27 protein-coding genes are annotated in these 25,954 nt (G+C 63.4%); 15 read left to right on the forward strand and 12 right to left on the reverse strand.

Annotation, left to right across the window (positions count from 1 at the left end; all coding sequences use genetic code 11):
- Positions 1 to 144 precede the first annotated feature (144 nt).
- A complete protein-coding gene (locus FFI89_RS08015) occupies positions 145 to 1,422 on the reverse strand; it encodes a flavin-dependent oxidoreductase (protein WP_138834473.1) in 1,278 nt (425 codons plus the stop codon).
- 158 nt (positions 1,423 to 1,580) lie between these two features.
- On the opposite strand from FFI89_RS08015, the gene FFI89_RS08020 reads away from it, so the two are divergent.
- Positions 1,581 to 2,201: a glutathione S-transferase family protein gene (locus FFI89_RS08020; RefSeq protein WP_138834475.1), complete on the forward strand. Its 621-nt coding sequence runs from the start codon at positions 1,581 to 1,583 to the stop codon at positions 2,199 to 2,201.
- A 96-nt stretch (positions 2,202 to 2,297) separates the two neighbouring features.
- On the opposite strand, the gene FFI89_RS08025 is transcribed toward FFI89_RS08020, so the two are convergent.
- Positions 2,298 to 3,221, reverse strand: a complete 924-nt coding sequence (locus tag FFI89_RS08025; protein ID WP_138834477.1) for a LysR family transcriptional regulator — start codon at positions 3,219 to 3,221, stop codon at positions 2,298 to 2,300.
- 91 nt (positions 3,222 to 3,312) lie between these two features.
- Here FFI89_RS08025 and FFI89_RS08030 point away from each other — a divergent pair, with 91 nt between their 5' ends.
- The 3 genes from FFI89_RS08030 to FFI89_RS08040 all read left to right on the forward strand — a co-directional run bounded on the left by FFI89_RS08030 (position 3,313) and on the right by FFI89_RS08040 (position 5,500).
- On the forward strand, positions 3,313 to 3,744 hold the full coding sequence (locus FFI89_RS08030) for a nuclear transport factor 2 family protein (RefSeq protein ID WP_138834479.1): 432 nt from the start codon (positions 3,313 to 3,315) through the stop codon (positions 3,742 to 3,744).
- A 203-nt stretch (positions 3,745 to 3,947) separates the two neighbouring features.
- Positions 3,948 to 5,180, forward strand: a complete 1,233-nt coding sequence (locus tag FFI89_RS08035; RefSeq protein WP_138834482.1) for a hypothetical protein — start codon at positions 3,948 to 3,950, stop codon at positions 5,178 to 5,180.
- Between the two features lie 20 nt (positions 5,181 to 5,200).
- Positions 5,201 to 5,500 carry a RidA family protein gene (locus FFI89_RS08040; protein WP_210249086.1) on the forward strand — a complete coding sequence of 100 codons (300 nt, stop codon included), beginning with the start codon at positions 5,201 to 5,203 and terminating at the stop codon, positions 5,498 to 5,500.
- A gap of 77 nt (positions 5,501 to 5,577) precedes the next feature.
- Here the strand turns inward: FFI89_RS08040 and FFI89_RS08045 are convergent, their stop codons facing one another.
- The 3 genes from FFI89_RS08045 to FFI89_RS08055 form a co-directional block, all read right to left on the reverse strand.
- On the reverse strand, positions 5,578 to 6,264 hold the full coding sequence (locus FFI89_RS08045; RefSeq protein WP_138834484.1) for a glutathione S-transferase family protein: 687 nt from the start codon (positions 6,262 to 6,264) through the stop codon (positions 5,578 to 5,580).
- Between the two features lie 138 nt (positions 6,265 to 6,402).
- Positions 6,403 to 6,729 (reverse strand): hypothetical protein, encoded by a 327-nt coding sequence (locus FFI89_RS08050; protein ID WP_138834486.1) that lies wholly within the window; start codon positions 6,727 to 6,729, stop codon positions 6,403 to 6,405.
- A gap of 93 nt (positions 6,730 to 6,822) precedes the next feature.
- Complete coding sequence (locus tag FFI89_RS08055; RefSeq protein WP_138834488.1) at positions 6,823 to 7,956, reverse strand: site-specific DNA-methyltransferase; 1,134 nt, start codon at positions 7,954 to 7,956, stop codon at positions 6,823 to 6,825.
- A 253-nt stretch (positions 7,957 to 8,209) separates the two neighbouring features.
- On the opposite strand from FFI89_RS08055, the gene FFI89_RS08060 reads away from it, so the two are divergent.
- A complete protein-coding gene (locus tag FFI89_RS08060; protein WP_138834490.1) occupies positions 8,210 to 9,145 on the forward strand; it encodes a neutral zinc metallopeptidase in 936 nt (311 codons plus the stop codon).
- Positions 9,146 to 9,265: 120 nt separating this feature from the next.
- On the forward strand, positions 9,266 to 9,829 hold the full coding sequence (gene moaB / locus FFI89_RS08065) for a molybdenum cofactor biosynthesis protein B (RefSeq protein WP_138834492.1): 564 nt from the start codon (positions 9,266 to 9,268) through the stop codon (positions 9,827 to 9,829).
- 128 nt (positions 9,830 to 9,957) lie between these two features.
- Here the strand turns inward: moaB and FFI89_RS34270 are convergent, their stop codons facing one another.
- The 3 genes from FFI89_RS34270 to FFI89_RS08075 all read right to left on the reverse strand — a co-directional run bounded on the left by FFI89_RS34270 (position 9,958) and on the right by FFI89_RS08075 (position 11,760).
- Positions 9,958 to 10,110, reverse strand: a complete 153-nt coding sequence (locus FFI89_RS34270; protein WP_168212828.1) for an RSP_7527 family protein — start codon at positions 10,108 to 10,110, stop codon at positions 9,958 to 9,960.
- Positions 10,107 to 11,036, reverse strand: coding sequence for a helix-turn-helix domain-containing GNAT family N-acetyltransferase (locus FFI89_RS08070; protein WP_138834494.1), 930 nt, complete (start codon positions 11,034 to 11,036; stop codon positions 10,107 to 10,109). Before FFI89_RS08070 ends, FFI89_RS34270 begins: the two co-directional genes overlap by 4 nt.
- Before the next feature lie 151 nt (positions 11,037 to 11,187).
- On the reverse strand, positions 11,188 to 11,760 hold the full coding sequence (locus FFI89_RS08075; RefSeq protein ID WP_138834496.1) for a glycosyl transferase: 573 nt from the start codon (positions 11,758 to 11,760) through the stop codon (positions 11,188 to 11,190).
- A 192-nt stretch (positions 11,761 to 11,952) separates the two neighbouring features.
- On the opposite strand from FFI89_RS08075, the gene FFI89_RS08080 reads away from it, so the two are divergent.
- From FFI89_RS08080 to FFI89_RS08095, 4 genes are all read left to right on the forward strand, one after another.
- Entirely contained in the window at positions 11,953 to 13,113 is a 1,161-nt protein-coding gene (locus tag FFI89_RS08080) for a PA0069 family radical SAM protein (protein ID WP_138834498.1), read from the forward strand.
- Between the two features lie 134 nt (positions 13,114 to 13,247).
- Positions 13,248 to 13,697 carry a VOC family protein gene (locus tag FFI89_RS08085; RefSeq protein ID WP_138834500.1) on the forward strand — a complete coding sequence of 150 codons (450 nt, stop codon included), beginning with the start codon at positions 13,248 to 13,250 and terminating at the stop codon, positions 13,695 to 13,697.
- 74 nt (positions 13,698 to 13,771) lie between these two features.
- Positions 13,772 to 14,521, forward strand: coding sequence for a ribonuclease HII (locus tag FFI89_RS08090; protein WP_138834502.1), 750 nt, complete (start codon positions 13,772 to 13,774; stop codon positions 14,519 to 14,521).
- 164 nt (positions 14,522 to 14,685) lie between these two features.
- Positions 14,686 to 16,194, forward strand: coding sequence for a glycosyltransferase family 39 protein (locus FFI89_RS08095; RefSeq protein ID WP_138834504.1), 1,509 nt, complete (start codon positions 14,686 to 14,688; stop codon positions 16,192 to 16,194).
- Between the two features lie 112 nt (positions 16,195 to 16,306).
- On the opposite strand, the gene FFI89_RS08100 is transcribed toward FFI89_RS08095, so the two are convergent.
- Together FFI89_RS08100 and FFI89_RS08105 are read right to left on the reverse strand one after the other, a co-directional pair.
- Entirely contained in the window at positions 16,307 to 17,092 is a 786-nt protein-coding gene (locus tag FFI89_RS08100; protein WP_138834506.1) for a hypothetical protein, read from the reverse strand.
- Positions 17,093 to 17,100: 8 nt separating this feature from the next.
- A complete protein-coding gene (locus FFI89_RS08105; RefSeq protein WP_138834508.1) occupies positions 17,101 to 17,931 on the reverse strand; it encodes a uracil-DNA glycosylase family protein in 831 nt (276 codons plus the stop codon).
- A gap of 140 nt (positions 17,932 to 18,071) precedes the next feature.
- On the opposite strand from FFI89_RS08105, the gene FFI89_RS08110 reads away from it, so the two are divergent.
- The 3 genes from FFI89_RS08110 to FFI89_RS08120 all read left to right on the forward strand — a co-directional run bounded on the left by FFI89_RS08110 (position 18,072) and on the right by FFI89_RS08120 (position 22,861).
- Positions 18,072 to 19,733, forward strand: a complete 1,662-nt coding sequence (locus tag FFI89_RS08110) for an electron transfer flavoprotein-ubiquinone oxidoreductase (RefSeq protein ID WP_138834510.1) — start codon at positions 18,072 to 18,074, stop codon at positions 19,731 to 19,733.
- A gap of 417 nt (positions 19,734 to 20,150) precedes the next feature.
- Positions 20,151 to 21,932 carry a tetratricopeptide repeat protein gene (locus FFI89_RS08115; protein WP_138834512.1) on the forward strand — a complete coding sequence of 594 codons (1,782 nt, stop codon included), beginning with the start codon at positions 20,151 to 20,153 and terminating at the stop codon, positions 21,930 to 21,932.
- A gap of 41 nt (positions 21,933 to 21,973) precedes the next feature.
- Entirely contained in the window at positions 21,974 to 22,861 is an 888-nt protein-coding gene (locus FFI89_RS08120) for a 4-(cytidine 5'-diphospho)-2-C-methyl-D-erythritol kinase (RefSeq protein WP_138834514.1), read from the forward strand.
- A 95-nt stretch (positions 22,862 to 22,956) separates the two neighbouring features.
- Here FFI89_RS08120 and FFI89_RS08125 read toward each other — a convergent pair whose 3' ends face one another.
- Together FFI89_RS08125 and FFI89_RS08130 are read right to left on the reverse strand one after the other, a co-directional pair.
- A complete protein-coding gene (locus FFI89_RS08125; RefSeq protein ID WP_138834516.1) occupies positions 22,957 to 23,586 on the reverse strand; it encodes a LysE family translocator in 630 nt (209 codons plus the stop codon).
- Entirely contained in the window at positions 23,587 to 24,597 is a 1,011-nt protein-coding gene (locus FFI89_RS08130; RefSeq protein WP_138834518.1) for a polyprenyl synthetase family protein, read from the reverse strand. It lies immediately after the preceding gene.
- Positions 24,598 to 24,730: 133 nt separating this feature from the next.
- Between FFI89_RS08130 and FFI89_RS08135 the strand changes: the two genes are divergently transcribed.
- Complete coding sequence (locus FFI89_RS08135) at positions 24,731 to 24,958, forward strand: DUF2007 domain-containing protein (protein ID WP_092515582.1); 228 nt, start codon at positions 24,731 to 24,733, stop codon at positions 24,956 to 24,958.
- On the forward strand, positions 24,951 to 25,718 hold the full coding sequence (locus FFI89_RS08140) for a tRNA1(Val) (adenine(37)-N6)-methyltransferase (RefSeq protein WP_138834520.1): 768 nt from the start codon (positions 24,951 to 24,953) through the stop codon (positions 25,716 to 25,718). The genes FFI89_RS08135 and FFI89_RS08140 overlap by 8 nt, the downstream gene beginning before the upstream one ends.
- The last annotated feature ends 236 nt before the right edge of the window (positions 25,719 to 25,954 follow it).

A 25,954-nucleotide genomic window follows, 5' to 3' on the forward strand; every position in this document is an offset into this window, starting at 1 on the left:
CTGCAACAAACGCGAAGCGTTTGTGCAAGGGAGCGTAGCGGACAAAGCAATCCATTCTTTCTATACGCGGCGAGATGGATTGCTTCGCGGAGCCTGTCATCGGGCGCGCATTCGCGCGACCCGTTGGCTCGCAATGACGAGTATTTATCCCGCGCGGGCGTGAGATAGCTGCACGATCGGCGGCTTGGCGTTGAGGCCTTCGACCTGAAAGCCGGCGACGCGCTTGTAGTTGGCGGCGATGTCTTCCAATTCCTTCAGCGAGAGCACGTCGGTGACGACGTCGTAGCCGTTGGGCGCGCGCTCCTCGACCATCTGCATGACCTGCTCCGGCCCGTTGCGGCGGTTCAGCATCACGAGGTCTGACGTGGCGGGCCGGCGTTCGGCCTCGTACGCGACCAGCGCGGCATTGGTTGGGCCCTGTGCCAAAATCTCGCGGGTCAGCACGCGGGCGTCGAGGATCGCCTGCGACGCGCCGTTGGAGCCGATCGGGTACATCGGGTGCGCGGCGTCGCCCATCAGCGTGACCTTGCCGAAGGTCCATTGCGGGATCGGATCGCGGTCGACCAGCGGATATTCATAGGCGTGCGGGCAATTCCGGATCAGGCCGGGGACGTCGAGCCAGTCGAAGGTCCAGTCCTTGAACCAGGGCAGAAACTCTTCGAGGTTCGCGGTCCGGTTATAGTCCTCGCGCCGCCACTGATAGGTCGGCGGCATGTGCCGTTCGGCGACCCAGTTGATCGAGAACTTGCCGTCGGCGTCGGGCACTTTCGAAATCGAATAGCAGACGAATTTCAGGATCTCGTGGCCGGCCATGATCATGGTACGGCCCGAGAGGAAGGCACTGCTCTTGGTGATGCCGCGCCACAGGATGCGCCCGTTCCAGATCGGCGGGCCTTCGTTCGGATAGAGTTTTTCGCGAACCGCCGAATGGATGCCGTCGGCGGCGATCAACAGCGCGCCTTCATGATGGCCTGCCGGCTTGCCGGTCGCCTTATCGATGAAGTCGGCGCGGACGCCGTTGTCGGTCTCGGTCCAGCCGGAAAGATGGTGGCTGGTGAGAATGTTCTCCTTGCCCAGCCGTTCGGTCGCGGCATCGAGCAGGATCTGCTGCAGCGTGCCGCGATGGATCGAGAATTGCGGCCACTTGTAACCGGCCTCGATGCCGCGCGGCTCGCTCCAGATCGGCTTGCCGTGTTTGGAAAAATAGGCGAGCTCCTTGGTGCGGACGCCGGCTGCGTCGAGCGCATCGTGCAGGCCGAGCTCGATCAGCTCGCGCACCGCATGCGGCAGCACGTTGATGCCGACGCCGAGCGGCCGTAGTTCGGGCACGCTTTCAAAGACTTTGGCTGATACCCCGATCTGGTGCAGGCTGAGCGCCAGTGTCAGCCCGCCGATGCCGCCGCCCGCGATAAGAACCGTCATGTTGCGCCCTCGGTCCGCCCATATTTGACAAGGTCATGACATGGGAGCGCCGCCGTGGGCAACCACGAAAACCGGGCCCGGCAGGTGGTTGACGGCGGCGGGATGGACGGCACGGGGCCGCGCCGATAACGTAGCGTTTCCCGAAAAGAGGATGTGAAATGCTCAAGCTCTATTACGCCACCGGCACCTGCGCGCTCGCTTCGCATATCGCTCTGGAGGAGGCCGGCGTCGCCTATACGGCCGAGCGGCTCGACTTCAAAAACAGCCAGCAGACCAGCCCGGAATATCTCGCGATCAATCCGAAGGGGCGGGTGCCGGCGCTGGTGACCGATCGCGGCGTCCTGACCGAGACGCCGGCGATCCTCGCATTCGTCGCGCAGAGCTCGCCATCGGCGAAGCTGATGCCGGACGATCCGTTCGCGTTCGCGCAGGCGCAGTCCTTCAACAGCTATCTGTGTTCGACGGTGCATGTCGCGCATGCCCACAAGGGCCGCGGCTATCGCTGGGCCACCGAGGAATCCTCGTTCGCCGACATGAAGCGCAAGGTGCCGGAAACCATGGCGGCGAATTTCGCGCTGATCGAGCGCGACATGCTGAAGGGCCCATGGGTGATGGGCGAGCAATACACGGCCTGCGACGCCTATCTGTTTACGCTGACCGGCTGGCTGGAGGGCGACAGTGTCGATATCGCGACGCTGCCGAAAGTCGCCGCTCACCGCAAGCGGATGTCGGAGCGACCGGCCGTGCAGAAGGTGCTGGCCGACGAGAAGGCCGCGTAGCTTCGTAGGGTGGGCAAAGCGATAGCGTGCCCACCATCTTCCCTTCACGATTGTCAGGGGTTGGTGGGCACGGCGCAAGGTGCGCCTTTGCCCACCCTACGCAACCGTTTTCCGGCCGCGTTCCATCTCGCGGCCGATGCCGAGCATGATGTTGCGCAGCCAGATCGAGCCGGGGTCCATCTGGGCGCGGGTCGGGTAGAACATGAACTGCTGGTCGATCCCGGGATCGAGCGGCGGGGTGATCGCGGCAAGCGACAATTGCTTCGACAACGCGCCGATCAGGCGGCGCGGCACGAAGGCGACGAGATCGGTGCGCGCGGCCACATGCAGGGCCTCGAGATAGCCTGACACGACCAGCGCAATCCGCCGCTCGATGCCTTTGGTGCGGAGCCAGCTGTCGATCAGATCCTCGCTCTGGCCGCGGATCACCACCGCGACGTGCCGCGCGTCGAGAAAAATCTCGCGACGCTTCAACTTCGCGCCGACCGGATGGCCGCGCCGCACCGCGAGTGCATCGCTGTCGGTGTAGAGGAGCTGGCGGTGAAAGCCGCTGAACGCGTTGCCGATGCTGATCACGAGATCGATGGTGCGGGCAAACTCCGCGGCAAAAATCGCCGGTCCGCGCCATGGCACCACGTCGATCCGGACGTTCGGTGCGATCCGGGTGATCTTTTCCATCAGCGGCGGCATCAGCAGTTCGACCGCGAGATCCGGCATCATCAGGCGAAACTGCCGCTCGCTGGTCGAGGCGTCGAAACCGTCGGGAACGAACAAGGCGCGTACCTGGTCGAGCGCTTGCGCCAGCGGTCCGCGCAGCGCCTGGGCGCGCGGCGTCAGTTCCATGCGCGCGCCTGATCGTACCAGCAGCGGGTCGCCGATCAGGTCGCGCAGCCGCTGCAGCGCATGGCTCGCGGCCGGCTGCGACAGCCCGATCCGCATCGCGGCGCGGCTGACATTGGCCTCCTTCAGCAGCGCGTCGAGTGCAACCAGCAAATTCAGGTCAAGCGAATTCAAATTCATGGGGTGAATATATATCATATTCACTATCGATTGGAAGAATGCCGCTCCGAGCGCGATGATCCGAAGCATCGGATCAAAACGGAGAACCGCCATGAGCGCCGCAGAGAACAAGAAACTGGTACAGCAGGTCTATACCGATTCCGCCAACCGCAGCGGCACCACCTTCGTCGACCATCTCGCCGAGGACGCGGTCTGGGTCGTGACCGGGCAATATTCCTGGTCGCACGAATTCAGGGGGCACGAGGCGATCCAGATCGGCCTGATGGGCCAACTGCGGTCTTTACTCGCCGCGCGGCCGCGCACCGTGGCGTTCAATTTCATCGCCGAAGGCGACTACGTCGTGGTCGAGGCGCGCGGCGACAACGTCACCAAAACGGGCCTTCGCTACGACAATCAATATTGCATCGTCTGGCGCATCGAGGACGGCAGGATCAAGGAGATCAAGGAATATTGCGACTCCGCGCTGGTCGAGCGCGTGCTCGGGCCGCTTCCGGAACAACGGAAGCTGGCGGCTGCGGAGTGAAGCCTTGAGAGTGCCTGCGCCGGCGAAAGCCGGTGCGGGCGGCGGGGTGCGGTGTGACTGATCGAGTTCCAGTTCTCGAATCATCAATTAGCTTAACTCACAATAATTCGTGTGCTCAGTTTGAACTGGAGCGCGCGCTTCGTTTTGCTCGAATGTGATTATACTTAGACAAATAATTCTGTTCGCGAGGAAATGTTTTTGGCATGCAATCTCTGTTTGCATTTCAAAATATTGCTGCATACGGTTGGGCAATTCAACTCTTGCTATCGCGCAGCCGCAGGACCTCTTCAATGTTTCACAATCCGCGCGATTTTGGGCCTAAGGGCACTTACGGAGCATATCCAGTAATTAAAGCATTCAATCCGCTTAGCAGTGTCGGCACCTTTCTATTGGCCACCGCACTGTTGTTGCTTGGATTGATCTCAGAGAGTCATGCCGACGCAACTAGCACGCGTCAAGCCAGCACGCGTCAAGAGCGCTTTGCTGCTGGGTTTTTCTTTACCGCTTCGTCACGCCAAGCCGCATTTCCTGTCCCGGTTGGGGGCGGACGTATCGACGTGATGATTGTCGACCTAAAATCCGGCGATCGAAAGCGCCTTAGCAGTGCCGATTCAAGCCTGTTGACGCCACTTTTGTCAGCGGACGGCGAACGTTTGCTGCTCGTTCGCTTCAATCGTACTGGCATTTATGACCTGTTGTCGTGCACGACGACGACTTTTGTTTGCAAAGTTGAGACTTCCGGAGAAGGCTCTATCAATTCACCCGTTGAGGTCGGCGCAAATAGGATCTTGTATGTTGGAAGTCCGATCCGAACCATTCCGGGTGTTCGGTCCCGATATCCTCAACATGATCTATGGATTCTAGAAAGGGGAGCATTGCCTCGACAGCTCACGCAATTGCAGTTCTTTGAGATGAATTGGTTGAGCGTGGCGGGTACGAATGTCTACTTTTCTGCGATGGGGTCGGGCTCTGGCAAGGAGATAATTCCAAAGTTCGAGCCGGTGGCGATGAACTATAGCGACATTTTCAGACTTCCCTTCGATGCAGTCCACGGGTCAGTCCGACCACCTGATCGGCAGTTGGCGCCTATTTTCATTTCGGGAGGCAGATCAACTGCCGCGAACGTGGCCCCAGATGAATCAATCGCGGCGTTTCTGTCGACGCGAAATCAGGTCGGTGGCTATCGATATGATCTAGTAGTAACCGATGTGAGAAGCGGAGGTAGCAGGACAGTCGAATCAACTGGTCGGGGCTTTTCCCGCCCGGCTATGGTTGACGGGGCAGTGTTGGTTAGAGAAATCTTCGACGACCGATACGTAATCGGCCGGTTGGCATCGAGCGACTCAAAGATTGTGCCGCTGGTCGAGGTCAACGATAGTTCGATCTCCACGACCGAAATCACAGAAATCAAGATTGAACTTGGGGGGCTGCGCTGATCTATCCTGCTGGGCAGGTGTTGAGTGACGCGTCCGGCAAAATGGTAGGCGAGGGCAATTTCGAGGCCCAGGCCGAGCAGGTATTCCGCAATATCAAGCTTGGGCTTGGAGCGGCGGGCGCCACCATGGCCGATGTCGTCAAGTTGAACGTCTACATCGTGGCCGAAGTAGACCAGGCTGATGTGCCGACGTTGCGCGCGATCCGTGACCGCCACGTCAATACGGCGACGCCGCCGGCGAGCACGCTGGTGTTCCTCACGCGTCTCGCCCGGCCGGGCTGGCTGATCGAGATCGAAGCGATCGCGGCAATTGACGCGTAGTCATTCAAAAAATTGAAGCCCGGCTCTGATCCGATCAGAACCGGGCTTCAAGTCATCGTTTCGCCGTGTCGGCCAGATCAGGCGGCTTTCACCGCAAGATGTTTGAACATGTTGCGGCGGGCCTCGTCGTCCATCTCGGCCTTGAACTTGAAGTTGTCCTTCAGCGCGATCGCCTTGGCTGCCGCGGGCCGGGCCGAGATTTCGTCGACCAGTCTTTTGACGTTGGAGTATTTCGCGACGGCGTCCTCGCCGAGTACGAACGGGATCATGCGGGCCCAGCCCCACACGTCCATGTCGACGATGGTGTAGGTGTCGCCGACCATGTAGCGCTTGCCGGCGAGGTGGTCGTTGAGAATTCCGAAGTGCCGCTGCGCCTCGAACTGGTAGCGGTTATGGGCGTAGTCGACCTTTTCCGGCGCGAAATGCTTGAAGTGGACAGCCTGGCCCGAGAAAGGACCGACGCCGGTTGCGACGAACATCAGCCAGGACAGCAATTCGCCGCGGTTGGCCGGCGTGTTCGGCGGCAGGAACTTGCCGGTCTTTTCGGCGAGGTAGAGCAGGATGGCGTTGCTGTCGAACACCTTGACGCCGCCGTCGTCGATCGCCGGCACCTTGGCGTTCGGGTTGATGGCGAGATATTCCGGCGTGAACTGGTCGCCCTTGCGGGTATCGACCGCCACCGGCTCATAGGCGATGCCGGCTTCCTCGAGAAACAGCGCGACCTTGGTCGGGTTCGGTGATCCGTTGAAATAGAATTTGAGCATTTGGAAATCTCCCCTGCTTTTGTTGCCGACAAGACATCGGGACGCGGCAGCACTGCCGCGGACGGCCTGTCCTTGCTCAAATTTTGGCGAACGGCGCAACCGACGAGTTCGTGAATGGCGGCCCGCATGGCGCGTCGATCAGCCGACCAGGAAGAGGCCTGCGATACCCGCAACCATCATCGCTGCTCCTGAGAGGTGCAGCGGCACAGCCATGCGCGTTGCCGACTGCAGGTCGGAGACCTGGATGGCGCGATCCGGCCCCCGCGCATAGCCATGGGCGATCACTTCCCGATTGAAATCACCATGGGCGTCCATGGTGACGGCAAGGCCGACGCGGATCAGGAGGATGCCGAAGATGACGAGGCCGGCGGATCCCAGCATGCCGACCAGCAGCACCGGGAACATGCCGACGAAGAATATCGGCAGCAGCGGCAGGAGCAGCAATGTCTCGGATCGAGGTCGCATCGGCGGACCAATCGAAACAGCAACTGATATGGCCTATTCTAGGTCCGGCTTTCGACAGCAATCAAGTCGAAAGGGCGTGAACGCGGCGCAGGCTCAGCCCGCCGCCATCCCGGAGCGGATTTCGGCGCGCAGCTCGTCGATCAGGCGCAGGCCCTTCTTGGTCTCGACGTGCCAGAAGGTCCAGCCGTTGCAGGCGCCGGAGCCCTGCGCTACCGCGCCGATGCGGTGGATCGAGCCGACCTTGTCGCCGAGCATGATGGCGCCGTCGGCGCGGACCAGGGCGCCGTGGCGCTTTTTGGAATCGACCAGTCTGGTGCCGGGCGAAATCATGCCGCGCTCGATCAGTTCGGAGAACGCCACGCGCGGGGCGTCGCGTGCCGTCATGAACGGCGCCAGCGTGGCTTCGGGGAGCGGTTCGACCGCGGCGATGCGTTGTTCTGCCGCAGCTGCATAGGTCTGGTCGCGCTCGAAGCCGATGTAGCGGCGGCCGAGACGTTTTGCCACGGCGCCGGTGGTGCCGGTGCCGTTGAAGGGATCGATGACGAGATCGCCGGGTTTGGACGACGACAGCAGCACACGTGCCAGCAGGCCCTCGGGCTTCTGGGTCGGATGCACCTTCTTGCCGTCGGCGCCTTTGAGGCGTTCTTCGCCGGTGCACAACGGAATCAGCCAGTCCGAACGCGCCTGCACGTCCTCGTTGGCGGCCTTCAACGCTTCGTAGTTGAAGGTATAGCCCTTGGCCTTTTCGTCGCGCGCCGCCCAGATCATGGTCTCGTGGGCATTGGTGAAGCGGCGGCCGCGGAAGTTCGGCATCGGATTGGTCTTGCGCCACACAATGTCATTGAGAACCCAGAAGCCGAGGTCCTGCATGATGGCGCCGACGCGGAAAATGTTGTGGTAGGAGCCGATCACCCACAAGGTGGCCGACGGTTTCATGATCCGGCGGCAGGCTAGGAGCCAGGCGCGGGTGAAATCGTCATAGGCGGCAAAGGACGAGAACTTGTCCCAGTCGTTGTTGACGGCATCGACATGAGATTCGTCAGGGCGCTTGAGATCGCCTTTGAGCTGCAGATTGTACGGCGGATCTGCGAACACCAGATCGACCGAGCCAGCCGGAAGCTTCGACATCTCGGCGACGCAATCGCCGACGACGATGCGAGCGCTGGAATCGAACTCGAATTTAGTGCGGGGCGCCCTTGCAGACGCCCCGCGACGCGACACAACCATGACTCAACTACTCTGACTCAGGCGACGCTGTCGGCGACGCGGGACTAAACAACCGACTGGCGATACATTGACCGGGCAAAGTAAAAATCGACTTAACCCGTCATACTACCGAGCGAGATTTGCCGAGAAGAGATTGCCGCTTATGCGGACTAGGCAATAATTGCCGGGCGGGTTATTGATTAACGGGATGGAAATTTTACGTGACTGCTGCGTTGGGTATCTGTGCCACCAGCCGGGATGAGGAAATACCGCCATGCGTTACGATGATTTTCGCCGCAGCGACGATATCGATGACCGTCGCGACGATAGCGGCGGCGGAATGGGTGGCGGTGGCGGTTTCGGTCTTCCGATGGGCGGCGGCGGGCTCGGCATCGGTACCATCATCGTGCTCGGCCTGGTCGGCTATGCCTTCGGCATCGACCCGCGCATCCTGATCGGCGGCGCTGAAATCCTCACCGGCGGCAACCAGGCGCCGACCTACCAGACCGACCGTCGCTCGGGGCCGGCCAAGACCGGCGCGCCGAAGGACGAGATGGGCAGCATGATCTCCGGCGTGCTCGGCGAGATCGACGATCGCTGGAGCGAGATTTTCCAGGCCAGCGGGCAATCCTATTCCGGTCCGCGCATCGTGCTGTTCCGCAACGCCACCAATGGCGGACGCTGCGGCATGGCGCAGTCGGCGATGGGGCCGTTCTACTGCCCGCCGGACAAGCAGATCTTCCTCGACACCAATTTCTTCCGCGAGGTCGAGACGCGCTTCCGCGGCTGCTCGGGCAACGCTTGTAAATTCACCGCCGCCTATATCATCGCGCATGAAGCCGGGCATCACATCCAGAACCTGCTCGGCATCCTGCCGCGGGTGACGCGGCTGCAGCAGCAGGCCGGCAGCAAGGCCGAGGCCAACGCGCTGCAGGTCAAGGTCGAGCTGCAGGCCGATTGCCTGTCCGGTGTCTGGGTCAACCGCGAAGAGAAGAAACGTCCGGGCTTCCTCGAAGCCGGCGATATCGACGCGGCGCTGACCACGGCGAGCGCGATCGGCGACGACACGCTGCAGCGGCAGGCGACGGGCAGGGTGGTGCCGGATTCCTTCACCCACGGCTCCGCCGCGCAGCGCAAGCAATGGTTCATGACCGGCTATCAGCAGGGCACGGTGCAGGCCTGCAACACGTTCGGTGCGGGCGCGTTGTAGCCAGTAAAAGTATCGATCGTCATGGCCGGGCTTGTCCCGGCCATCCACGTCTATACTTCTGAGACAGTTTGAATGCGTGGATGCCCGGGACAAGCCCGGGCATGACGAAGAGAACGGCCAATGTCCTCCACCAACGAAACCAAGCAATTCGTCCCGCTCAATATCGCGGTGCTGACGATTTCCGACACGCGTTCGCTGGCCGATGACAAATCCGGCGCTACGCTGGCGGACCGGCTGACGGCGGCCGGTCATCATCTCGCGGCGCGCGAGATCATCGTCGACGATGTCGACGCGATCCGGGTCGTGATCCGGCGATGGATCGCCGATCCCAGCGTCGACGCCATCATCACGACTGGCGGCACCGGCTTTACCGGCCGCGACGTCACGCCGGAGGCGATCGAGCCCTTGTTCGAAAAGCGGATGGATGGTTTTTCCATCGCCTTTCACATGCTGAGCCACGCCAAGATCGGCACCTCGACGATCCAGAGCCGCGCCACCGCCGGCGTCGCCGGCGCGACCTTCATATTCTGCCTGCCGGGATCGCCAGGCGCCTGCCGTGACGGCTGGGATGGCATCCTCGCTGCCCAGCTCGATTACCGCACGCGCCCCTGCAATTTCGTCGAGATCATGCCGCGGCTGGATGAGCATCTGCGGCGGCCGAAGGCGAAGGGCGCCTCGGCTTGATTCCGCTGTCATTCCGGGGCGCGCCATTTGGCGCGAACCCGGAATCTCGAGATTCCCCGATGCGCAATTGCGCATCTGAGGTTCGATGCTGCGCATCGCCCCGGAATGACGGTGGTTACAACTGACTGTTAGCGCCGGCCGATGCCGGTCAGCAGATCCCAGATCGCGCGCCACATATTGCGATAATATTCCGCCCGCAATTCGTGCGCGCGTTTCGTGTAGAACGCGATCAGATCCGGCGTGATGCGCCGCGATGATGTGTCGCGGCGCCCCGGCTTCACAGCTCCAGCTCCCAGGTTTCGCTGACCAGGCTTTGACCGAAACTGCGGTTCGCCTCGCTCGCGACCAGCACGAAGCCGGCATCCTGATAGATCTTGCGGGCGGCGAGCAAAATGCTCTGGGTCCACAAGGTGATCTTGCGATAGCCGCAGGCCTTCGCGAACGCGATGCACTCGGCGACCAGCCGCTGGCCCAATCGCTGTCCGCGTCCGGCCGGATCGACCAGCAGCAGGCGAATTTTCGCGACATCGTCGCTATGCCGCACCAGAAATACCGAGCCGACCTGCGCGCCATCGATGTCGGCGATCCAGCAGCGTTCCCGCGACGCGTCGAACGAGGCGAGGAATTTCGCGGTGATCTCCGCGACCAGGCCCTCGAACGAGGAATCGAAGCCGTATTCGCTGGCGTAGAGCGCGCCGTGGCTCTGCACCACCCATCCCATGTCGCCGGGGCGGGGGCCGCGCAGGATGGCTGCCGGCGGCGGGGCATCCGGCGCGCCGAGCAGCCGTTCGATCACGGCCATGGCGCCGATCAGCTTTTGGCTGCCGCTTGCCGGTAGGGCTGCCAGCATCGCGCCGACATCTTCCTGCGAACTGCGCTCGAGCCTGGCAAAGGCCTGCCGGCCCTTGGCGGTCAGGCCGAGCCGGTATTGCCGGCGATCCGTCGGCAGCGGCTTGCGCGTGATCAGGCCGTTCTCGTCGAAATTCTGGACGATCCGGCTGAGGTAGCCGGCGTCGAGGCCCAGCTCGTTGCCGATTTCCTTGGCGGACAGATCTTCGCGATGGGCGAGTTCGTACAGCACCCGCGCCTCGCTCAGCGAATACGGGCTCTTCAGCAGTTGTTGGTCGAGCACGCCGAGCTTGCGGGTATAGAAGCGGTTGAAGGCGCGAACCGCCGCGACCTGGTGATCGGAATCCGTCTGGGACATGGCGCACCTCGATAGTTGCCATTATCAATTAATTGTTTGACTTTGGCAAGTATTTCCGCACGAACCGGTTCCCGTCCTACTTTGCATGGGGTTGTTTTAGCGATTTTGTGTCCGGCCCTCGTCGCAGGCCAAGGATCGTCTAGCGGATGGTTCAGGCCACCACCATGATCCGGCTGCGCAGGGTGGTGCGCGCGGAGCGGCCGAGCTGGCGCAGCAGCCGCGCCTCGGAACGGCGGGAGTCCGGCCGATAGCCGCCAAGCCGGTCGTAATGGTCGCGCGCGATCAGGAGCCCCTGTTCCGCCGACGGCCCGGCGAACATGCGGGCGACGAATTTCAGGCTGTCGCGAAAGCCGGTGTCGGCATAGGGCGAACGGGCGTAGCGGAAGACGCCGGCGCGGGGCCGGCCGCTGCTGGCGACGCCCTGGATGAACTGCGAGGTCTCTTCGATCCAACCACTGTCGAGCACGGCGCCGGCGTGCAGGAACATCAGCCAGGGCGAGCGCGAACTCCGCGCGCCCGCCGCCATCGCCGCGGCGCGGGTTCCCTCAAACGACAGAAAACGGCAGCCGGCCACGTCGGCGACTCGTTCGATGACCCCGGTTCCGGCGCGATCGACCAGCAGCACCTCGCGGATGATGCCGGCAGCGGCGCCCGGCACCAGCGCCGCCAAGGTGGCGACGGCGGTCTGTTCGACGCCTTCGGTCGGAATGATGACGCTCAGCATGAATGAGGCTTCGGTGGCTCAAACGGTGAAAAACGCTGCACTGTTATCACCTTGTCACATTCAAAACAGCCACCGTAGTGCAGTTTTTTGCGGCAGCCGCTAACTGTGGGTCAATCAGCTTTTTTCGCGCGCGGTGTGGATCGTTGCGATTCATGTTCTTGATTTGTTCTCAAGGCGTGCTATGTACGGATCATGAGCCGAGCATCCTCTCATGCCCTCAAGCACCCGCCGGTCACGGCGCCCTCCGAACCGGCGGGTGCGACTCCTTTTCCCGAACTCGCGGTCGCCATCGAGCGCGAGCGGCGGCGCGGCCGCGGCGCCCAGTCCAACGACTCTGGCCGGTTCGAGGCCGAGGCGCGGGTCGCCTTCGATGACGGCTGGCAAAGCCTCGACGATCTGCCGCCGTTCAAGACCACCGTTACCATCGACACCTCGCGCAAGGTGATCGCCCGCAACGACTCGCCCGATATCGGGTTCGACCGCTCGATCAACCCGTATCGCGGCTGCGAGCATGGCTGCGTCTACTGCTTCGCGCGGCCGACCCATGCCTATCTCGGCCTGTCGCCCGGGCTCGATTTCGAGTCCAAGCTGGTCGCCAAGCCCGATGCGCCCGAACTGCTCGAGAAGGAACTGGCGGCGCCCGGTTACGAACCGCGCATGATCGCGATCGGGACCAACACCGACCCGTACCAGCCGATCGAGCGCGAGCACAAAATCATGCGCGGCATTCTCGAAGTGCTCGAGCGCGCCGGCCATCCGGTCGGCATCGTCACCAAATCGGCGCTGGTGACGCGCGACATCGATATTCTCTCGCGGATGGCCAAGCGCAACTTGGTCAAGGTCGCGCTGTCAGTGACGACGCTCGATCCCAAACTCGCGCGCACCATGGAGCCGCGGGCCTCGACGCCGCCGAAGCGGCTGGAGGCGATCCGGAAACTGGCGGACGCCGGCATTCCGGCGACCGTGATGGTCGCGCCGGTGATTCCCGCGCTGAACGATTCCGAAATCGAGCGGATTCTCGATGCGGCGGCGCATGCCGGCGCCAAGGAAGCGAGTTACGTATTGCTGCGGCTGCCGCTGGAAGTGCGCGACCTGTTTCGCGAATGGCTGATGGCGAACTATCCCGACCGTTATCGCCACGTCTTTACCCTGATCCGCGACATGCGCGGCGGCCGCGACTATGACTCGCAGTGGGGCACGCGGATGAAAGGCTCCGGCCCGATGGCCTGGATGATCGGACGCCGGTTCGAAGTCGCCTGCGAGAAGCTCGGTCTCAACAAGCGCCGCTCGAAGCTGACGACCGATCATTTCATCAAGCCGAAGCGAAGCGGCCAGCAGTTGAGTTTGTTTTAGCGACGATACTGTTCGTCATTCCGGGGCGATGCGAAGCATCGAACCTCAGATGCGCAATTGCGCATCGGGGAATCTCGAGATTCCGGGTTCGCTTCGCGCCCCGGAATGACGGATGAGGAAGTAAGACGGATAACATGAGTAACCAACCACCCATCCCGCGCTTCACCGTCGTTACGCTCGGCGTCAGCGACATGCGCGCCAGCATCGCCTTTTATGAAGCCCTGGGTTTTGCGCGTAAATTTCGCGCCACCGGCGAGGCGGTGGCCTTCTTCGATACCGGCGGCACGGTGATCGGGCTTTTCCCGTGGGATCAGTTGGCAGCTGATGTCACGCTGCCGGACGAGCCGCGGCCAAAAGCCTTTCGCGGGGTGACGCTGGCCTGGAACTGCGGCTCGGTCGAGGAGGTCGACCAGGTGCTGGATTTCGCAATTTCGAAGGGCGCCTCGCTGCTGAAGGCGGCGCACAAGACCGACTATGGCGGCTACTCCGGCTATTTCGGCGATCCCGACAACCATCCCTGGGAGGTCGTGGTCGCGCCGGGCATCGAGGTCGGCGACGACCGGCGGGTTCATCTGCCGGACTAGTCCTGCGATGGAATAGCGGGAATTTCGTCCGGTTCCCGGTTGCGCCATGGCGCCCGCTTACGCACCATCCCGGCATGATTCGGGACAAGTCTTCAAAGATAAGCGCCAAGCCCGCCAAAGGTGTGATCGCGGTGACGCCGCCGAGCTTTCGCCGCGAGCGCGCGCTGATCAAGCGCGGGGTCTGGCCGGTGGCCGGTTGCGACGAGGCCGGGCGCGGGCCGCTGGCGGGTCCCGTGGTGGCCGCCGCCGTGGTGCTGGATCCCAAGCGAATCCCAAAGGGAATCGACGATTCCAAACGGCTCACCGCCGAGCGCCGCGAGGAATTGTTCGAGGAGATCTGCGCGACATCGTCGTTTGCGGTCGCCTTTGCCTCGCCGGCGCGGATCGACCGCGACAATATCCTGCGTGCCTCGCTGTGGGCGCTGACGCGTGCCGTGCAGGCGCTGCCTGAAAACCCGAGACATGTCTTTGTCGACGGCCGCGACCGGATCGACGTCGCCTGCGACTGCGATGCCGTGATCGGTGGCGACGGCATTGTGATGTCGATCGCCGCCGCCTCCATCATCGCCAAGGTGACACGTGACCGTCTGATGTGCGCGCTGGCGCTGGATTGCCCCGGCTACGGTTTCGAGACCCACAAGGGCTACGCGGTGCCGGAACATCGCGAGGCGCTGGACCGGCTCGGCCCCAGCGTCCACCATCGCCGCTTCTTCGCGCCTGTGGTCGCGGCGCGCGAGAAGCACGCGCCGCAGACCGTCGTCATCGAGCGCGACCTGTTCACGGTCGAAACGCAGATCGTGACCGAAGCCTCGGTAGCCATTTAGGACTTTTATTTTTCTGACGCGTTTTCTTGACGCGAACCGGGGCCACCCACGGATCAAGTCCGAGGGCATGCTTCGCTCGAAAACGCTATGGTTGCCTCGGCGACCGCTGCGCTCTATCAAATGTCATCGGACAGGGCGGCTCGCCCGGGCATTTCGGACGGTTCATGCGTTTCACCTCCCTGGTTGTCGAACTGATCCGCGCCCGGCCGCGGCTGGTGGTCTGGCTTGTGGTGCTGCTGCAGGCCACGCTTTGGCTGATGCTGCCGGTGCTGTTCTATCGCAGCCCGCCCGGGGAACTGGCGACCGTGCTGGCTTTTGGCCGCGAGTACCAGGTTGGAACCTATTTCGGTCCGCCGCTGGCGTTCTGGCTCGCCGACATCGCGTTCCGCGCCGTCGGCAATCACATGTTCGGCGTCTATCTGCTGGCACAGCTCTGCGCGATCGTCACCTTCTGGAGCTTCTATCAGCTCGCGCGTTCTATCGTCGGCGGACAGCAGGCGGTGCTCGCGGTGCTGCTCTCGATGACGGTGGTGGCCTTCAGCTCGCCCGGCGTCGAATTCGGCCCCCTGGTGCTGGCGCGGCCGCTTTGGGCGCTGCTGCTGCTGCATTCATGGCAGATCATCGGCCAGAACCGGCGCAGCGCCTGGTTCGCCTGGTCGATCGAGGCCGGCCTGCTGCTGCTGACGACCTCGGCGGCGATCGGGCTGTTGCTGCTGGTCGCAGGCTTTGCGGTCGCCACCGTGCGCGGGCGGCGCACCCTGATGTCGCTCGATCCGCTTTATGCGCTGCTGGTGATCGTCGTGCTGGCGCTGCCCTGGCTGATCTGGATCATCCGCGCCGACGTGCTGACGATGCCGCCGTGGCCGGCGATCAATGATCTCTCTGCCCGCGCGCTGCATTGGGGCGGATTGCTCGGCGGCCTGGTGCTGGCGATGTCAGGCGTCGTGCTGCTGGCGGTGCTCAACTCCGGCTGGTTCGCCCGCCACGCGGAGGACGCGCCGATCATCTACCGGCCGCCGGTCGATCCGCTGGCGCGCCAGTTTGTCTATTGCTTTGCCATCGGTCCGGCGCTGCTCGGCAGCCTGGTCGCCGGTGTGTTCAATCTCGACCGCGTTGCGGGCGGCCCCGGCGTTGCCTTGCTGATGTCCGGACTGGCCGCGATCGTTGCGACCGGTGACCTCATTCATCTCAGGCGCCAGCGCCTGTTGCGCTCGGTCTGGGCGGCGGCGGTTGCGGCACCTGCCTTCGTGGCGATCGCGGCCACGTTGTTTCTGCCCTGGACCGGCAGTGCCGATGTGCCGACCTCGCTGCCCGCGAAGGCGATCGCGCATTTCTTCGGCGACAGCTTTGAACGGCGAACCAACCAGAAGCTTCGCGCGGTGACGGGCGATCCGCAACTGGCGAGCTTCATCGCGATGGATAACAGCCGGCCGCATCTCCTGCTCGATGCCACCCCGGAGCGGACGCCGTGGCTGTCGGTTGCGAAATTCAACGAGACCGGCGGCGTCGTGGTCTGGCGCGCGTCCGATACGTCAGGCACGCCGCCGCCCGAACTCGCGCAACGCTTTCCCGGCCTGGTGCCGGAAGTCCCGCGCGCATTCGAATGGCTGGTGAACGGCCGCCTGCCGCTGCTGCGGGTCGGCTGGGCCATCGTGCGGCCGAAGGGGCAGTAGCTCGCTGTCATTCCGGGATGGTCCGAAGGACCAGACCCGGAATCTCGAGATTCCCCGATGCGCAATTGCGCATCTGAGGTTCGATGCTACGCATCGCCCCGGAATGACAGAACTACTGTTCCCCAATTCCATAGCACTCGTAGAACACTCCGATCGGTGCTCGCACGCGAAATGACGGCAGCGGAAAAGCCTCCCAAAGCCTGTCTGGATTCAGCCGCGCGATGTTTCGTAGAAACATGTCCTTCAACTCCGGCTTTACGTGGCCCTTACGATCCAAGAACTGTCCCCACCGCGACATGCCCTGAAACCGGTCGCCGCTATTGATGAGGACGCGCGACCCTACGTAATCTTCGGGAAACAGTCGCCGATAGGCTTCGGTGCCGTAAAGCCACGAGCGTCCCTCGACATAACAGGCGTTCGGAAAGCGCATTTTGATATAGGCGAACATGTTTTCGAGCTCGTGCCGCCGCACCTCCGCCCGGGGCTTGCTCAGCGGGCCCAAGACGTTGCGGTTCAAGGCATCGCGGTTATTGAAGTGGAGACGTACGATGTCGGTGGCGTCGCCGGCATGAAACGAAAAACAGCCGAAGACGTGATTTGGAAACGCGGACCGCTCGTCGGGGGCTTTTGCGTAGAACGTCTGGGTCCAGTCCGCGCGCTGCGGATGCGTCGCGAGAGTTTCGAGCCCGCGCGCGTATTGCTGCCATGCCGGACCTAGTGCGTCATCGGCGGGCGCGTCGCCAAGGCCAAAGCGGCGGTGAAAGTTGGTGGTGAGCAAGACCGCGTCGGCGATCGGCGTCGAGGTCTTCTCGGCAACCGCTTCGGCGAAGCGAAGCTGCAGGTCGAAGAAGTCCCGATAGCGCTCGATTTTTCCGTGATCGCCGCGCGTGCTGTCCATCGATCCTGCTACGTTGCCGGGGCCGGGTTCTCCAGGGCCTTTGCGATCGCGCGCAGGTCCTGCCAGGTCATCCGCTTGTAAGACGGCGAGCGCAACAGATAGGCCGGATGGAACGTCGCGATGGCGCGGATGATGCGCGTACCGGTGTCGTAGTCGAACCACTTCCCGCGGGTCTTCATGATGCCGTCGCGGGTCGACAGCAGCGTCTGCGTCGAGGGATTGCCGAGCGTCACCAGCACGTCGGGATTGACCAGCTCGATCTGCCGCCGGATGAACGGCAGGCAGATCTGGGTTTCCTGCGGCGTCGGCGTCCGGTTGCCGGGCGGCCGCCACGGAATCACGTTGGCGATATAGGCCTTGCTGCGGTCGAGCCCGATGGTGGCGATCATCCGGTCCAGCAATTTGCCGGAACGGCCGACGAACGGCAGCCCCTCGATATCCTCGTCGCGTCCGGGCGCCTCGCCGACGAACATGACGCGCGCCTGCGGGTTGCCGTCGGCGAACACCAGCCGCGTGGCGGTATGCTTCAGCGCGCAGCCGTCGAAGTTTTCGAGCAGTTGCCGCAGGGCCTCCAGCGAGGGCGCGGTTCGCGCCGCTTCCCGGGCGGAGGAAATCGCTTCGTCCGGCGCCAGCGCCACGTCGGCCCGGGGTGCGGCCGCCATCGCTGCCGGAATTTCCCGCGACGGTCGTGGCGGCGCGATCTCGCGGGGGGCGGCGGCAACCGGGACGCTGTCCGGCTCGGCCAACCGGTCGACCGGCGCGTCGCCAAGCGCGCAATCGACCCCGGCCTCCAGATAAAAGGCCAGCAATTGCTGCGCGGTAGGCGTGGGTTCGGGCATGAAATCCATTATGCCAATCTATCTAGGACGGATCGGCCCGCCGCGAAACGCCTCAGATGTCATTTCCGTGGTTGTCCTCCCCCGAAAAATCGGAAACAACGCACCTTTAGAAGCCTTCTCAACCGGGCCGGGACCTGATCATGAGCACCGAAGAACTACCCCCGCGCGAATCCATGGAATTTGACGTCGTGATCGTCGGCGCCGGCCCGTCGGGCCTCGCGGCCGCGATCCGGCTCAAGCAGCTCAATGCGGACCTCAACATCGTCGTGGTGGAGAAGGGTTCCGAGGTCGGCGCGCATATCCTGTCGGGCGCGGTGATCGATCCGGTGTCGCTCGACAAACTGGTGCCGGACTGGCGCGAAGATGCTGACTGTCCGCTCAAGACCCAGGTCAAGGACGACCGCTTCTACTGGACCACGGCGACCAGCGCGATCCGGCTGCCGAACTTCATGATGCCGCCGCTGATGGACAACCATCACTGCTATATCGGCTCGCTCGGCAATGTCTGCCGCTGGCTGGCGCCGAAGGCGGAGGCGCTCGGCGTCGAAATCTATCCGGGCTTCGCCGCGGTTGAAGTGCTGTACGACGACAAGGGCGCGGTGCGCGGCATCGCGACCGGCGACATGGGCATCGCCAAGGACGGCAGCCACAAGGATTCCTACACCCGCGGCATGGAACTGCTCGGCAAATACACGCTGTTCGCCGAAGGCGCGCGCGGCAGCCTGAGCAAGCAGCTGATCGCGAAATACTCGCTCGACGCCAACAGCGAGCCGCCGAAATTCGGCATCGGCCTGAAGGAAGTCTGGGAGATCGATCCCGCCAAGCACAACAAGGGCCTGATCCAGCATTCGTTCGGCTGGCCGCTGAACAATTCGACCGGCGGCGGCTCGTTCCTCTACCACTACGACGACAACAAGGTCGCGGTCGGCTTCGTCGTGCATCTCAATTACGACGATCCTTACCTGTCGCCGTTCGATGAATTCCAGCGCTTCAAGACGCACCCGTCGATCCGGACTGTGTTCGAGGGCGGCAAGCGGCTGGCCTATGGCGCCCGCGCCATCACCGAGGGCGGCTACCAGTCGGTGCCGCGTTTGAGTTTTCCGGGCGGCGCACTGATCGGCTGCGCCGCGGGTTTCGTCAACGTGCCGCGCATCAAGGGCGTCCACAATGCGATGGGTTCCGGCATGCTGGCGGCGGAATATGTCGCCAGCGCGGTCGGTGCCGGCCGAGCCAATGACGAGCTGTCGGAATACGAAAATGCCTGGCGGGATTCCGCCATCGGCAAGGACCTGCACCGGGTTCGCAACGTCAAGCCGCTGTGGTCGAAGTTCGGCACCGTCGTCGGCGTCGCACTCGGCGGCCTCGACATGTGGACCAACTCGCTGTTCGGCTTCTCGCTGTTTGGAACCCAGTCCCACGCCAAACCCGACCGCAAGACGCTGGATCCGGCGAAGACCCATGCGCCGATCGCCTATCCGAAGCCGGACGGCAAGATTTCTTTCGACAAGCTGTCGTCGGTCTTCATGTCGAACACCAACCACGAAGAAGACCAGCCGGTTCATCTGAAGGTCGCGGACCTCAACCTGCAGAAGACCTCGGAACATGACGTCTTTGCCGGGCCGTCGAACCGCTATTGCCCGGCCGGCGTTTACGAATGGGTCGAGGAAGCTTCCGGCCCGCGTTTCCAGATCAACGCCCAGAACTGCGTCCACTGCAAAACCTGCGACGTGAAGGACCCGAACGGTAACATCACCTGGGTTCCACCGGAGGGCGGCGGCGGCCCCAATTACGAGGCGATGTAACCCGTCGCTCCGACCACGATTGCGTGAGCAAGGCGTTTTCGAGCGAAGCGGATACCGCTTCGCGCGGATAAAATGCGTTGAAAAAGCGCGCCGAAACGCCCTTTGGCGTTCCGGGCATCCCCGGACCGGCCACGATACCGCCACAGTAAAAGCGTTTCCGGGTCAGGCTGGCTAAATCGGCGGCCCAAGGGTCTAATACAAGGGCCTAATAAGCGCCTAATCTGCCAATCGATTCGCCAACCCGTATCCTTGCGGATGAAGGCCAAAAGCGGCATTGTCGAGGGCCTTGGTCGAGGGCCGTGGCGCTGCCGCTTGGGTTCGCATTCGAGACTGATCGCCAGAGCGATCGTAGTGCCGCTGATCATAATGTCACTGATCGTAATGTCCTGCCGTAAATCCTGGAGCTAGGCGAACGTGATGCTTTCCACTCGTTTCAATCGCTGGACGATCGCTGCCGTTACCGTTGCAGTTTTGGCCGTACCCGGTCAGCTCCTGGCGCAGACGCCCGAGCATACCGGCGACAGCGCCGCGCAATTCCCGAGCAAGACCGACCTGAAGGCGCTGACCACGTCCGGCAGCTATCTGGCCGCGCGTCACGCCAGCGTCGAGCGCGATGCCGCGTCCGCGGCGGCGTTCTACCGCTCGGCGCTGCGCTCCGATCCGAAGAACAACGAACTGCTCGACCGCGCCTTCATCTCCTCGCTGGCGGATGGCGACATCGACGAGGCCGTCAAGCTCGCCGATCGCATCCTGACGCTGGACAAATCCAACCGGGTCGCCCGGCTGGTGGTCGGCGTGCGCGACCTCAAGCTGAAGAAATATCCGGCCGCACAGCTCAACATCAACCAGTCGATCCGCGGGCCGATCACCGACCTGGTGGCGACGCTGCTGTCGGGCTGGGCCAGCTATGGCGCCGGCGACGCCAAGACGGCGGTGGCCACGATCGACAAGCTGACCGGGCCGGAATGGTATCCGATCTTCAAGGATCTTCACGCCGGCATGATCCTCGAGCTCGCGGGCAAGGAAAAGGACGCCGGCGCCCGTTTCGAGCGCGCCTACAAGCTCGACGATTCCATGCTGCGCATCACCGAGGCCTATGCGCGCTGGACGTCGCGCAACAAGGACACGGCGGCGGCAAGCGCCATCTTCGAGGCCTTCGACAAGAAGCTGCCGCGGCATCCGCTGGTGCAGGAAGGCATGCGCGAGCTCAAGGCCGGCAAGAAGATGCCGCCGCTGATCGACAGCGCGCAGGCGGGCGCTGCCGAAGCGCTGTACGGCATCGGCGCCACGCTGACCCGCCGCGGCGGCGAGGATCTCGCGCTGGTCTACTTGCAGCTTGCACTTTATCTGCAGCCCAACCATCCGCTGGCGCTGTTGTCGCTCGCCGATCTCTACGAGTCGGTGAAGAAGCCGCAGATGGCGATCAAGGTCTATGAGCGCATGCCGGCGAACTCGCCGCTGAAGCGCAACGCGCAGATCCAGCTCGCCACCAATCTCGACGCCGCCGACCGCAGCGACGAGGCGATCAAGATCCTGAAGGAAGTCACATCAGAGGATTCGAAGGATATCGAGGCCATCATGGCGCTGGGCAACATCGAGCGCGGCCGCAAGAAGTTCAGCGATTGTGCCGTGACCTATTCGAAGGCGCTCGACGTGACGCCGGCTGCGACCGACAAGAACACCTGGGTCACCTACTACTACCGCGGCATCTGCGAGGAGCGTTCCAAGCAGTGGAGCAAGGCCGAGGCCGACATGCGCAAGGCGCTCGAGCTGCAGCCCGAGCAGCCGCATGTCCTGAACTATCTCGGTTATTCCTGGATCGACCAGGGCATCAATCTCGACGAAGGCATGAAGATGATCAAGCGTGCCGTCGATCAGCGTCCCGATGACGGCTACATCGTGGATTCACTTGGTTGGGCCTACTATCGGATCGGCAATTTCGAGGACGCGGTGAAGAATCTCGAGCGCGCGATCGACCTCAAGCCCGAGGATCCGACCATCAACGACCATCTCGGCGACGCCTATTGGCGCATCGGCCGCACGCTGGAAGCCAAGTTCCAGTGGGCCCATGCCCGCGACCTCAAGCCTGAGGCGGAAGAACTGCCGAAGATCGAGGCCAAGATCGCCAACGGCTTGCCCGAGGACACCTCTTCTGCGGCTTCCGCCGACAAGAAAAAAGAAGACGGCAAGGGCGGCTGATCGCAAGATGGTTGGTTGAAGGGCGTTGGGGGCGGGACGCGGTGCAGGCACTGAGTGAAGAGGGACGCGCGAAGGTCAATTTGACCTTGCGCGTGAATGGCCGCCGCGCTGACGGCTACCACGATCTCGAAAGCGTGGTGGCGTTCGCCGATTGCGCCGATCGCCTGACGCTGACGCCGGGCGCCGATCTGAATTTGCAAATGTCCGGGCCGCTGGCGCAGGCCTGCGGCGAGACCTCCGACAATCTGGTGCTGAAGGCCGCGCGCCTGCTTGGCAAACGCGTGCCCGGCATGAAGTCCGGAAGCTTCACGCTCGACAAGGTGTTGCCGGTCGCAGCCGGCATCGGCGGCGGTTCGGCCGACGCCGCGGCGGCGCTGCGGTTGCTGGCGCAATTGAACGGGCTGGCGCCCGACGATCCCCGCATCATGGAGGTCGCGGGATTGACCGGCGCCGACGTGCCGGTGTGTGTCAGGTCACTCGCCTGCGTCATGACCGGCGTCGGCGAGACGCTGCAGCCGCTGGCGTTGCCGAAGATGCCCTGCGTGATGGTCAACCCCGGTGTGCCCGTCGCCACCAGGGACGTGTTCGGCGCGCTCGGCCTGCGCAGCGGTGAATTGCTGGTCGGCGCCACCGACGTGCTGCTGCAGGACCGCGAGTGGCCCGACGAAGGGGCGTCGCTCGAAGACTGGGTCGAAGCGCTTGCGGCCAGTTCCAACGACCTCGAAGCGCCGGCGATGCGCATTCAGTCCGTCATTGGCCACGTCATCGCCGCCCTCAGCGCCACCAACGGCGCCTGGCTGACGCGCATGTCGGGGTCAGGTGCCACATGTTTTGCAATCTACGAAAACACCGCCGAGGCCCAGCGCGCCGCGGAGAAGATCAGAGCCGATCACCCCGGATGGTGGGTGCATGCGGGGACGCTGAGTTAAGTATTCCAGAGACCTTGGTGGTTCAATCGAGAAGCCGCAGCGTACTGGATACCCGCTTTCGCGGGCATGACGACCTTGGTTTGCCGCCAATCTGGCTAACTCGCCGGCCGCCGTGCCAGCGCCAGCGAAATTCCGAGCCCGGCGATGAATAGTCCCGAACCCTGCCTCAGGCGCTGAAACAGACGCGGTCGGCGCGATAGGCCGGCACGCGCGCTTGAAGCGATCATCACCACAATAAGATCAACCGTTGTGTTGAGCGTCACCGAGATCAGGCCGAGTGCCACGAACTGGAGCGCGGGGGCGCCGCCGGCCGGGTCCAGAAATTGCGGAATGAAAGCCAGAAAGAACGCCGCGGTCTTGGGGTTCAGGGCCTCCACCAGCACGCCGTCCCGGAACGCCCGGGTGGCTCGGGCGGGAGCGTTCTGAAGCGGCAGGGGTTTACGGGCATCGTAGAATGTCGCGATGCCGAGCCAGATCAGATAGAGCGCCCCGGCGAACTTGACCGCCGTGAACAGCTCGGCGCTGGCAAGAATGATCGCCGAGACGCCAAGCGCGCCCGCGATCACATGCACCAGCCCGCCCAGCGCCGTTCCGAACGTCGACGCGACACCGGCCTTGCTGCCACCCGACAGCGTCCGCGCCGCGACATAGAAGATTCCGGGGCCGGGCACCGCGGCGATGACAAGCGCGGCGAGAAGAAACAGCGTGAAGTTCGCGCCGTTCAATTAATGCGACCTAGCCAAACAGAACGCCACCACCTGCTCCAGCGCCGATTTCATCGGCGAGGCCGGGAACAGCGCCAGCGCGTCGACGGCCATGGCGCCGTAATGCTGGGCGCGGCTGATGGTGTCTTCCAGCGCGCGATGCTTGGTCATCAGGCCGATGGCGTGATCGAGATCGCTGTCGCCGATCTCGCCGCGCTCCAGCGCTCTGATCCAGAACGCGCGCTCGCTGTCATTGCCGCGGCGGAACGCCAGCACCACCGGCAGCGTGATCTTGCCCTCGCGGAAATCGTCGCCGATGTTCTTGCCGAGCTTGGCGGCCTTGCCGCCATAGTCCAGCACGTCGTCGACGAGCTGGAAGGCGATGCCGAGATTCATGCCGACCGAGCGGCAGGCGGTCTGCTCGGCCTTCGGCCGGTTGGCGATGACCGGGCCGACCTCGCAGGCGGCGGCAAACAGCTCGGCGGTCTTGCCGCGGATGACGGCGAGATATTCGTCCTCGGTGGTTGCGGTGTTCTTGGCGGCCGCGAGCTGCATCACCTCGCCCTCGGCGATGGTGGCGGCGGCGGAAGAGAGAATGTCGAGCGCGCGCAGTGAGCCTACTTCGACCATCATGCGGAAGGCCTGGCCGAGCAGGAAGTCGCCGACCAGCACGCTGGCCTCGTTGCCCCACAGCATCCGTGCCGACAGCTTGCCGCGCCGCAGCTCGCTTTCGTCGACGACGTCGTCATGCAGCAGGGTCGCGGTGTGCATGAATTCGACGGCGGCGGCGAGCTTGATATGGCCGTCGCCGGAATAGCCGGTGAGGTTGGCCATCGCCAGCGTCAGCATCGGGCGCAGCCGTTTGCCGCCCGAGGAGATCAGGTGATTGGCGACCTCGGGAATCATGGTGACTTCCGAACCCGTCCGCGACAGGATCGTGGCGTTGACCCGCTCCATGTCGGCGGCGACGAGGCCTACCAGCGCATCGATCGAGGCGTTCGACGGGCTTTCGAATGGTACAATAACCGCCACGCAGGTCTCCACTTTTGGCCAATTCGCACTATCCTTGACCTACAATAGAAAGTGCCGGCTGGGGCGGCAAGGGCACGATGCGGTTGACAGCCGCGGCACAGCCCTCGCAATCGGGCAATCAGGAGAACGCAAATTGCGGGAATTGGTTCGGACCAACGATATCGTGCTGGTTTCCGCGGTTGGAGCGCTGCTCGACGGCGCCAATATCCATCACCTGGTGCTGGATCAGAACATGAGCGTCATCGAGGGGTCTTTGGGCATGCTGCCGCGCCGGATTCTGGTCCATGAGGACGACAACCGCGAGGCCCGCCAGATACTGACCGACGCGGGCCTTGCCCACGAATTGCGGGCCGATGACTGAGCCCACCCTCGATCTGTCGGAGGACGCGTTTCTCGGCGGGCAGTTGCGGCTGCGGCAACTGAAGTCGGGACACCGCGCCGGTCACGATGCCGTGTTGCTGGCGGCGGCGACGCCGGCCCGTCCGGGCGATCGCGTCGCCGATTTCGGCGCCGGGATCGGCGTCGCCGGGCTGTCGGTGGCACGGCGCGTCCGCGGCATCGATCTCGTCCTGGTCGAGATCGATCCGACGCTTTCAGATCTCGCGCGCGGCAATGCGGCGGCGAATGAAATTGCCGCCGAGGTCATCGTGCTCGACATCGAAGCCAGGCCTGCGGCCTTCGCGGCGTGCGGCCTCGTGCCCGACAGCATCGATATTGTGTTGATGAATCCGCCCTTCAACGATCCGGCGCGGCACCGGCGTTCGCCGGACGGCGCACGCGGGATGGCGCATGTGGCGACGGAAACCACGCTGGCGAACTGGATTCACGCCGCGCGGCGCATCCTGAAATCCAGGGGTGTGCTGACATTGATCTGGCGTGCGGACGGATTGGCCGAGGTGTTGTCGGCGCTCGATCACGGTTTCGGCAGCCTGGAAATCCTGCCGGTTCACGGTGACGTGAGGGGGCCCGCGAATCGCATTCTCGTGCGCGCCATCAAGGGCGGACGGGCGCCGATGCAGATCCATCCCGCCCTGATGCTCAATGATGAGTCAGGCCTGCCTAATAAAAAGGTGCAGGAGATTCTGGCCGGGCAGGGAATATTGCCGCTGGCGAACCGTTGAAGATTCGTCCAATTGCGCAAGCCTTGGGCGTGATGTCGAGCCGTGTATGCAACGGGCTATTGCGGGAGTGTTTCCGACTGCCGTTTCGGGGCGGAAGTGAAGTGAACCGCGGTCAAAAGCGCGCCGATCAGCATTATCAGCAGATAGATTTTCATGTCACTCTCCGCTGCGCCATTGCAGCCATGACAGCCACAATGCAAAAGGCGTTCCAGCCAGTTGGCTTGCCGCCTCTCCAA

The organism is Bradyrhizobium sp. KBS0727 (assembly GCF_005937885.2).
GTDB lineage: Bacteria > Pseudomonadota > Alphaproteobacteria > Rhizobiales > Xanthobacteraceae > Bradyrhizobium.

Coding starts and splice junctions, on each gene's coding strand:
- FFI89_RS08015 (WP_138834473.1), bottom strand. CDS start 1,422: ATGACGGTTCTTATCGCGGGCGGCGGCATCGGCGGGCTGACACTGGCG.
- FFI89_RS08020 (WP_138834475.1), top strand. CDS start 1,581: ATGCTCAAGCTCTATTACGCCACCGGCACCTGCGCGCTCGCTTCGCAT.
- FFI89_RS08025 (WP_138834477.1), bottom strand. CDS start 3,221: ATGAATTTGAATTCGCTTGACCTGAATTTGCTGGTTGCACTCGACGCG.
- FFI89_RS08030 (WP_138834479.1), top strand. CDS start 3,313: ATGAGCGCCGCAGAGAACAAGAAACTGGTACAGCAGGTCTATACCGAT.
- FFI89_RS08035 (WP_138834482.1), top strand. CDS start 3,948: ATGCAATCTCTGTTTGCATTTCAAAATATTGCTGCATACGGTTGGGCA.
- FFI89_RS08045 (WP_138834484.1), bottom strand. CDS start 6,264: ATGCTCAAATTCTATTTCAACGGATCACCGAACCCGACCAAGGTCGCG.
- FFI89_RS08050 (WP_138834486.1), bottom strand. CDS start 6,729: ATGCGACCTCGATCCGAGACATTGCTGCTCCTGCCGCTGCTGCCGATA.
- FFI89_RS08055 (WP_138834488.1), bottom strand. CDS start 7,956: ATGGTTGTGTCGCGTCGCGGGGCGTCTGCAAGGGCGCCCCGCACTAAA.
- FFI89_RS08060 (WP_138834490.1), top strand. CDS start 8,210: ATGCGTTACGATGATTTTCGCCGCAGCGACGATATCGATGACCGTCGC.
- moaB (WP_138834492.1), top strand. CDS start 9,266: ATGTCCTCCACCAACGAAACCAAGCAATTCGTCCCGCTCAATATCGCG.
- FFI89_RS08070 (WP_138834494.1), bottom strand. CDS start 11,036: ATGTCCCAGACGGATTCCGATCACCAGGTCGCGGCGGTTCGCGCCTTC.
- FFI89_RS08075 (WP_138834496.1), bottom strand. CDS start 11,760: ATGCTGAGCGTCATCATTCCGACCGAAGGCGTCGAACAGACCGCCGTC.
- FFI89_RS08080 (WP_138834498.1), top strand. CDS start 11,953: ATGAGCCGAGCATCCTCTCATGCCCTCAAGCACCCGCCGGTCACGGCG.
- FFI89_RS08085 (WP_138834500.1), top strand. CDS start 13,248: ATGAGTAACCAACCACCCATCCCGCGCTTCACCGTCGTTACGCTCGGC.
- FFI89_RS08090 (WP_138834502.1), top strand. CDS start 13,772: ATGATTCGGGACAAGTCTTCAAAGATAAGCGCCAAGCCCGCCAAAGGT.
- FFI89_RS08095 (WP_138834504.1), top strand. CDS start 14,686: ATGCGTTTCACCTCCCTGGTTGTCGAACTGATCCGCGCCCGGCCGCGG.
- FFI89_RS08100 (WP_138834506.1), bottom strand. CDS start 17,092: ATGGACAGCACGCGCGGCGATCACGGAAAAATCGAGCGCTATCGGGAC.
- FFI89_RS08105 (WP_138834508.1), bottom strand. CDS start 17,931: ATGCCCGAACCCACGCCTACCGCGCAGCAATTGCTGGCCTTTTATCTG.
- FFI89_RS08110 (WP_138834510.1), top strand. CDS start 18,072: ATGAGCACCGAAGAACTACCCCCGCGCGAATCCATGGAATTTGACGTC.
- FFI89_RS08115 (WP_138834512.1), top strand. CDS start 20,151: ATGCTTTCCACTCGTTTCAATCGCTGGACGATCGCTGCCGTTACCGTT.
- FFI89_RS08140 (WP_138834520.1), top strand. CDS start 24,951: ATGACTGAGCCCACCCTCGATCTGTCGGAGGACGCGTTTCTCGGCGGG.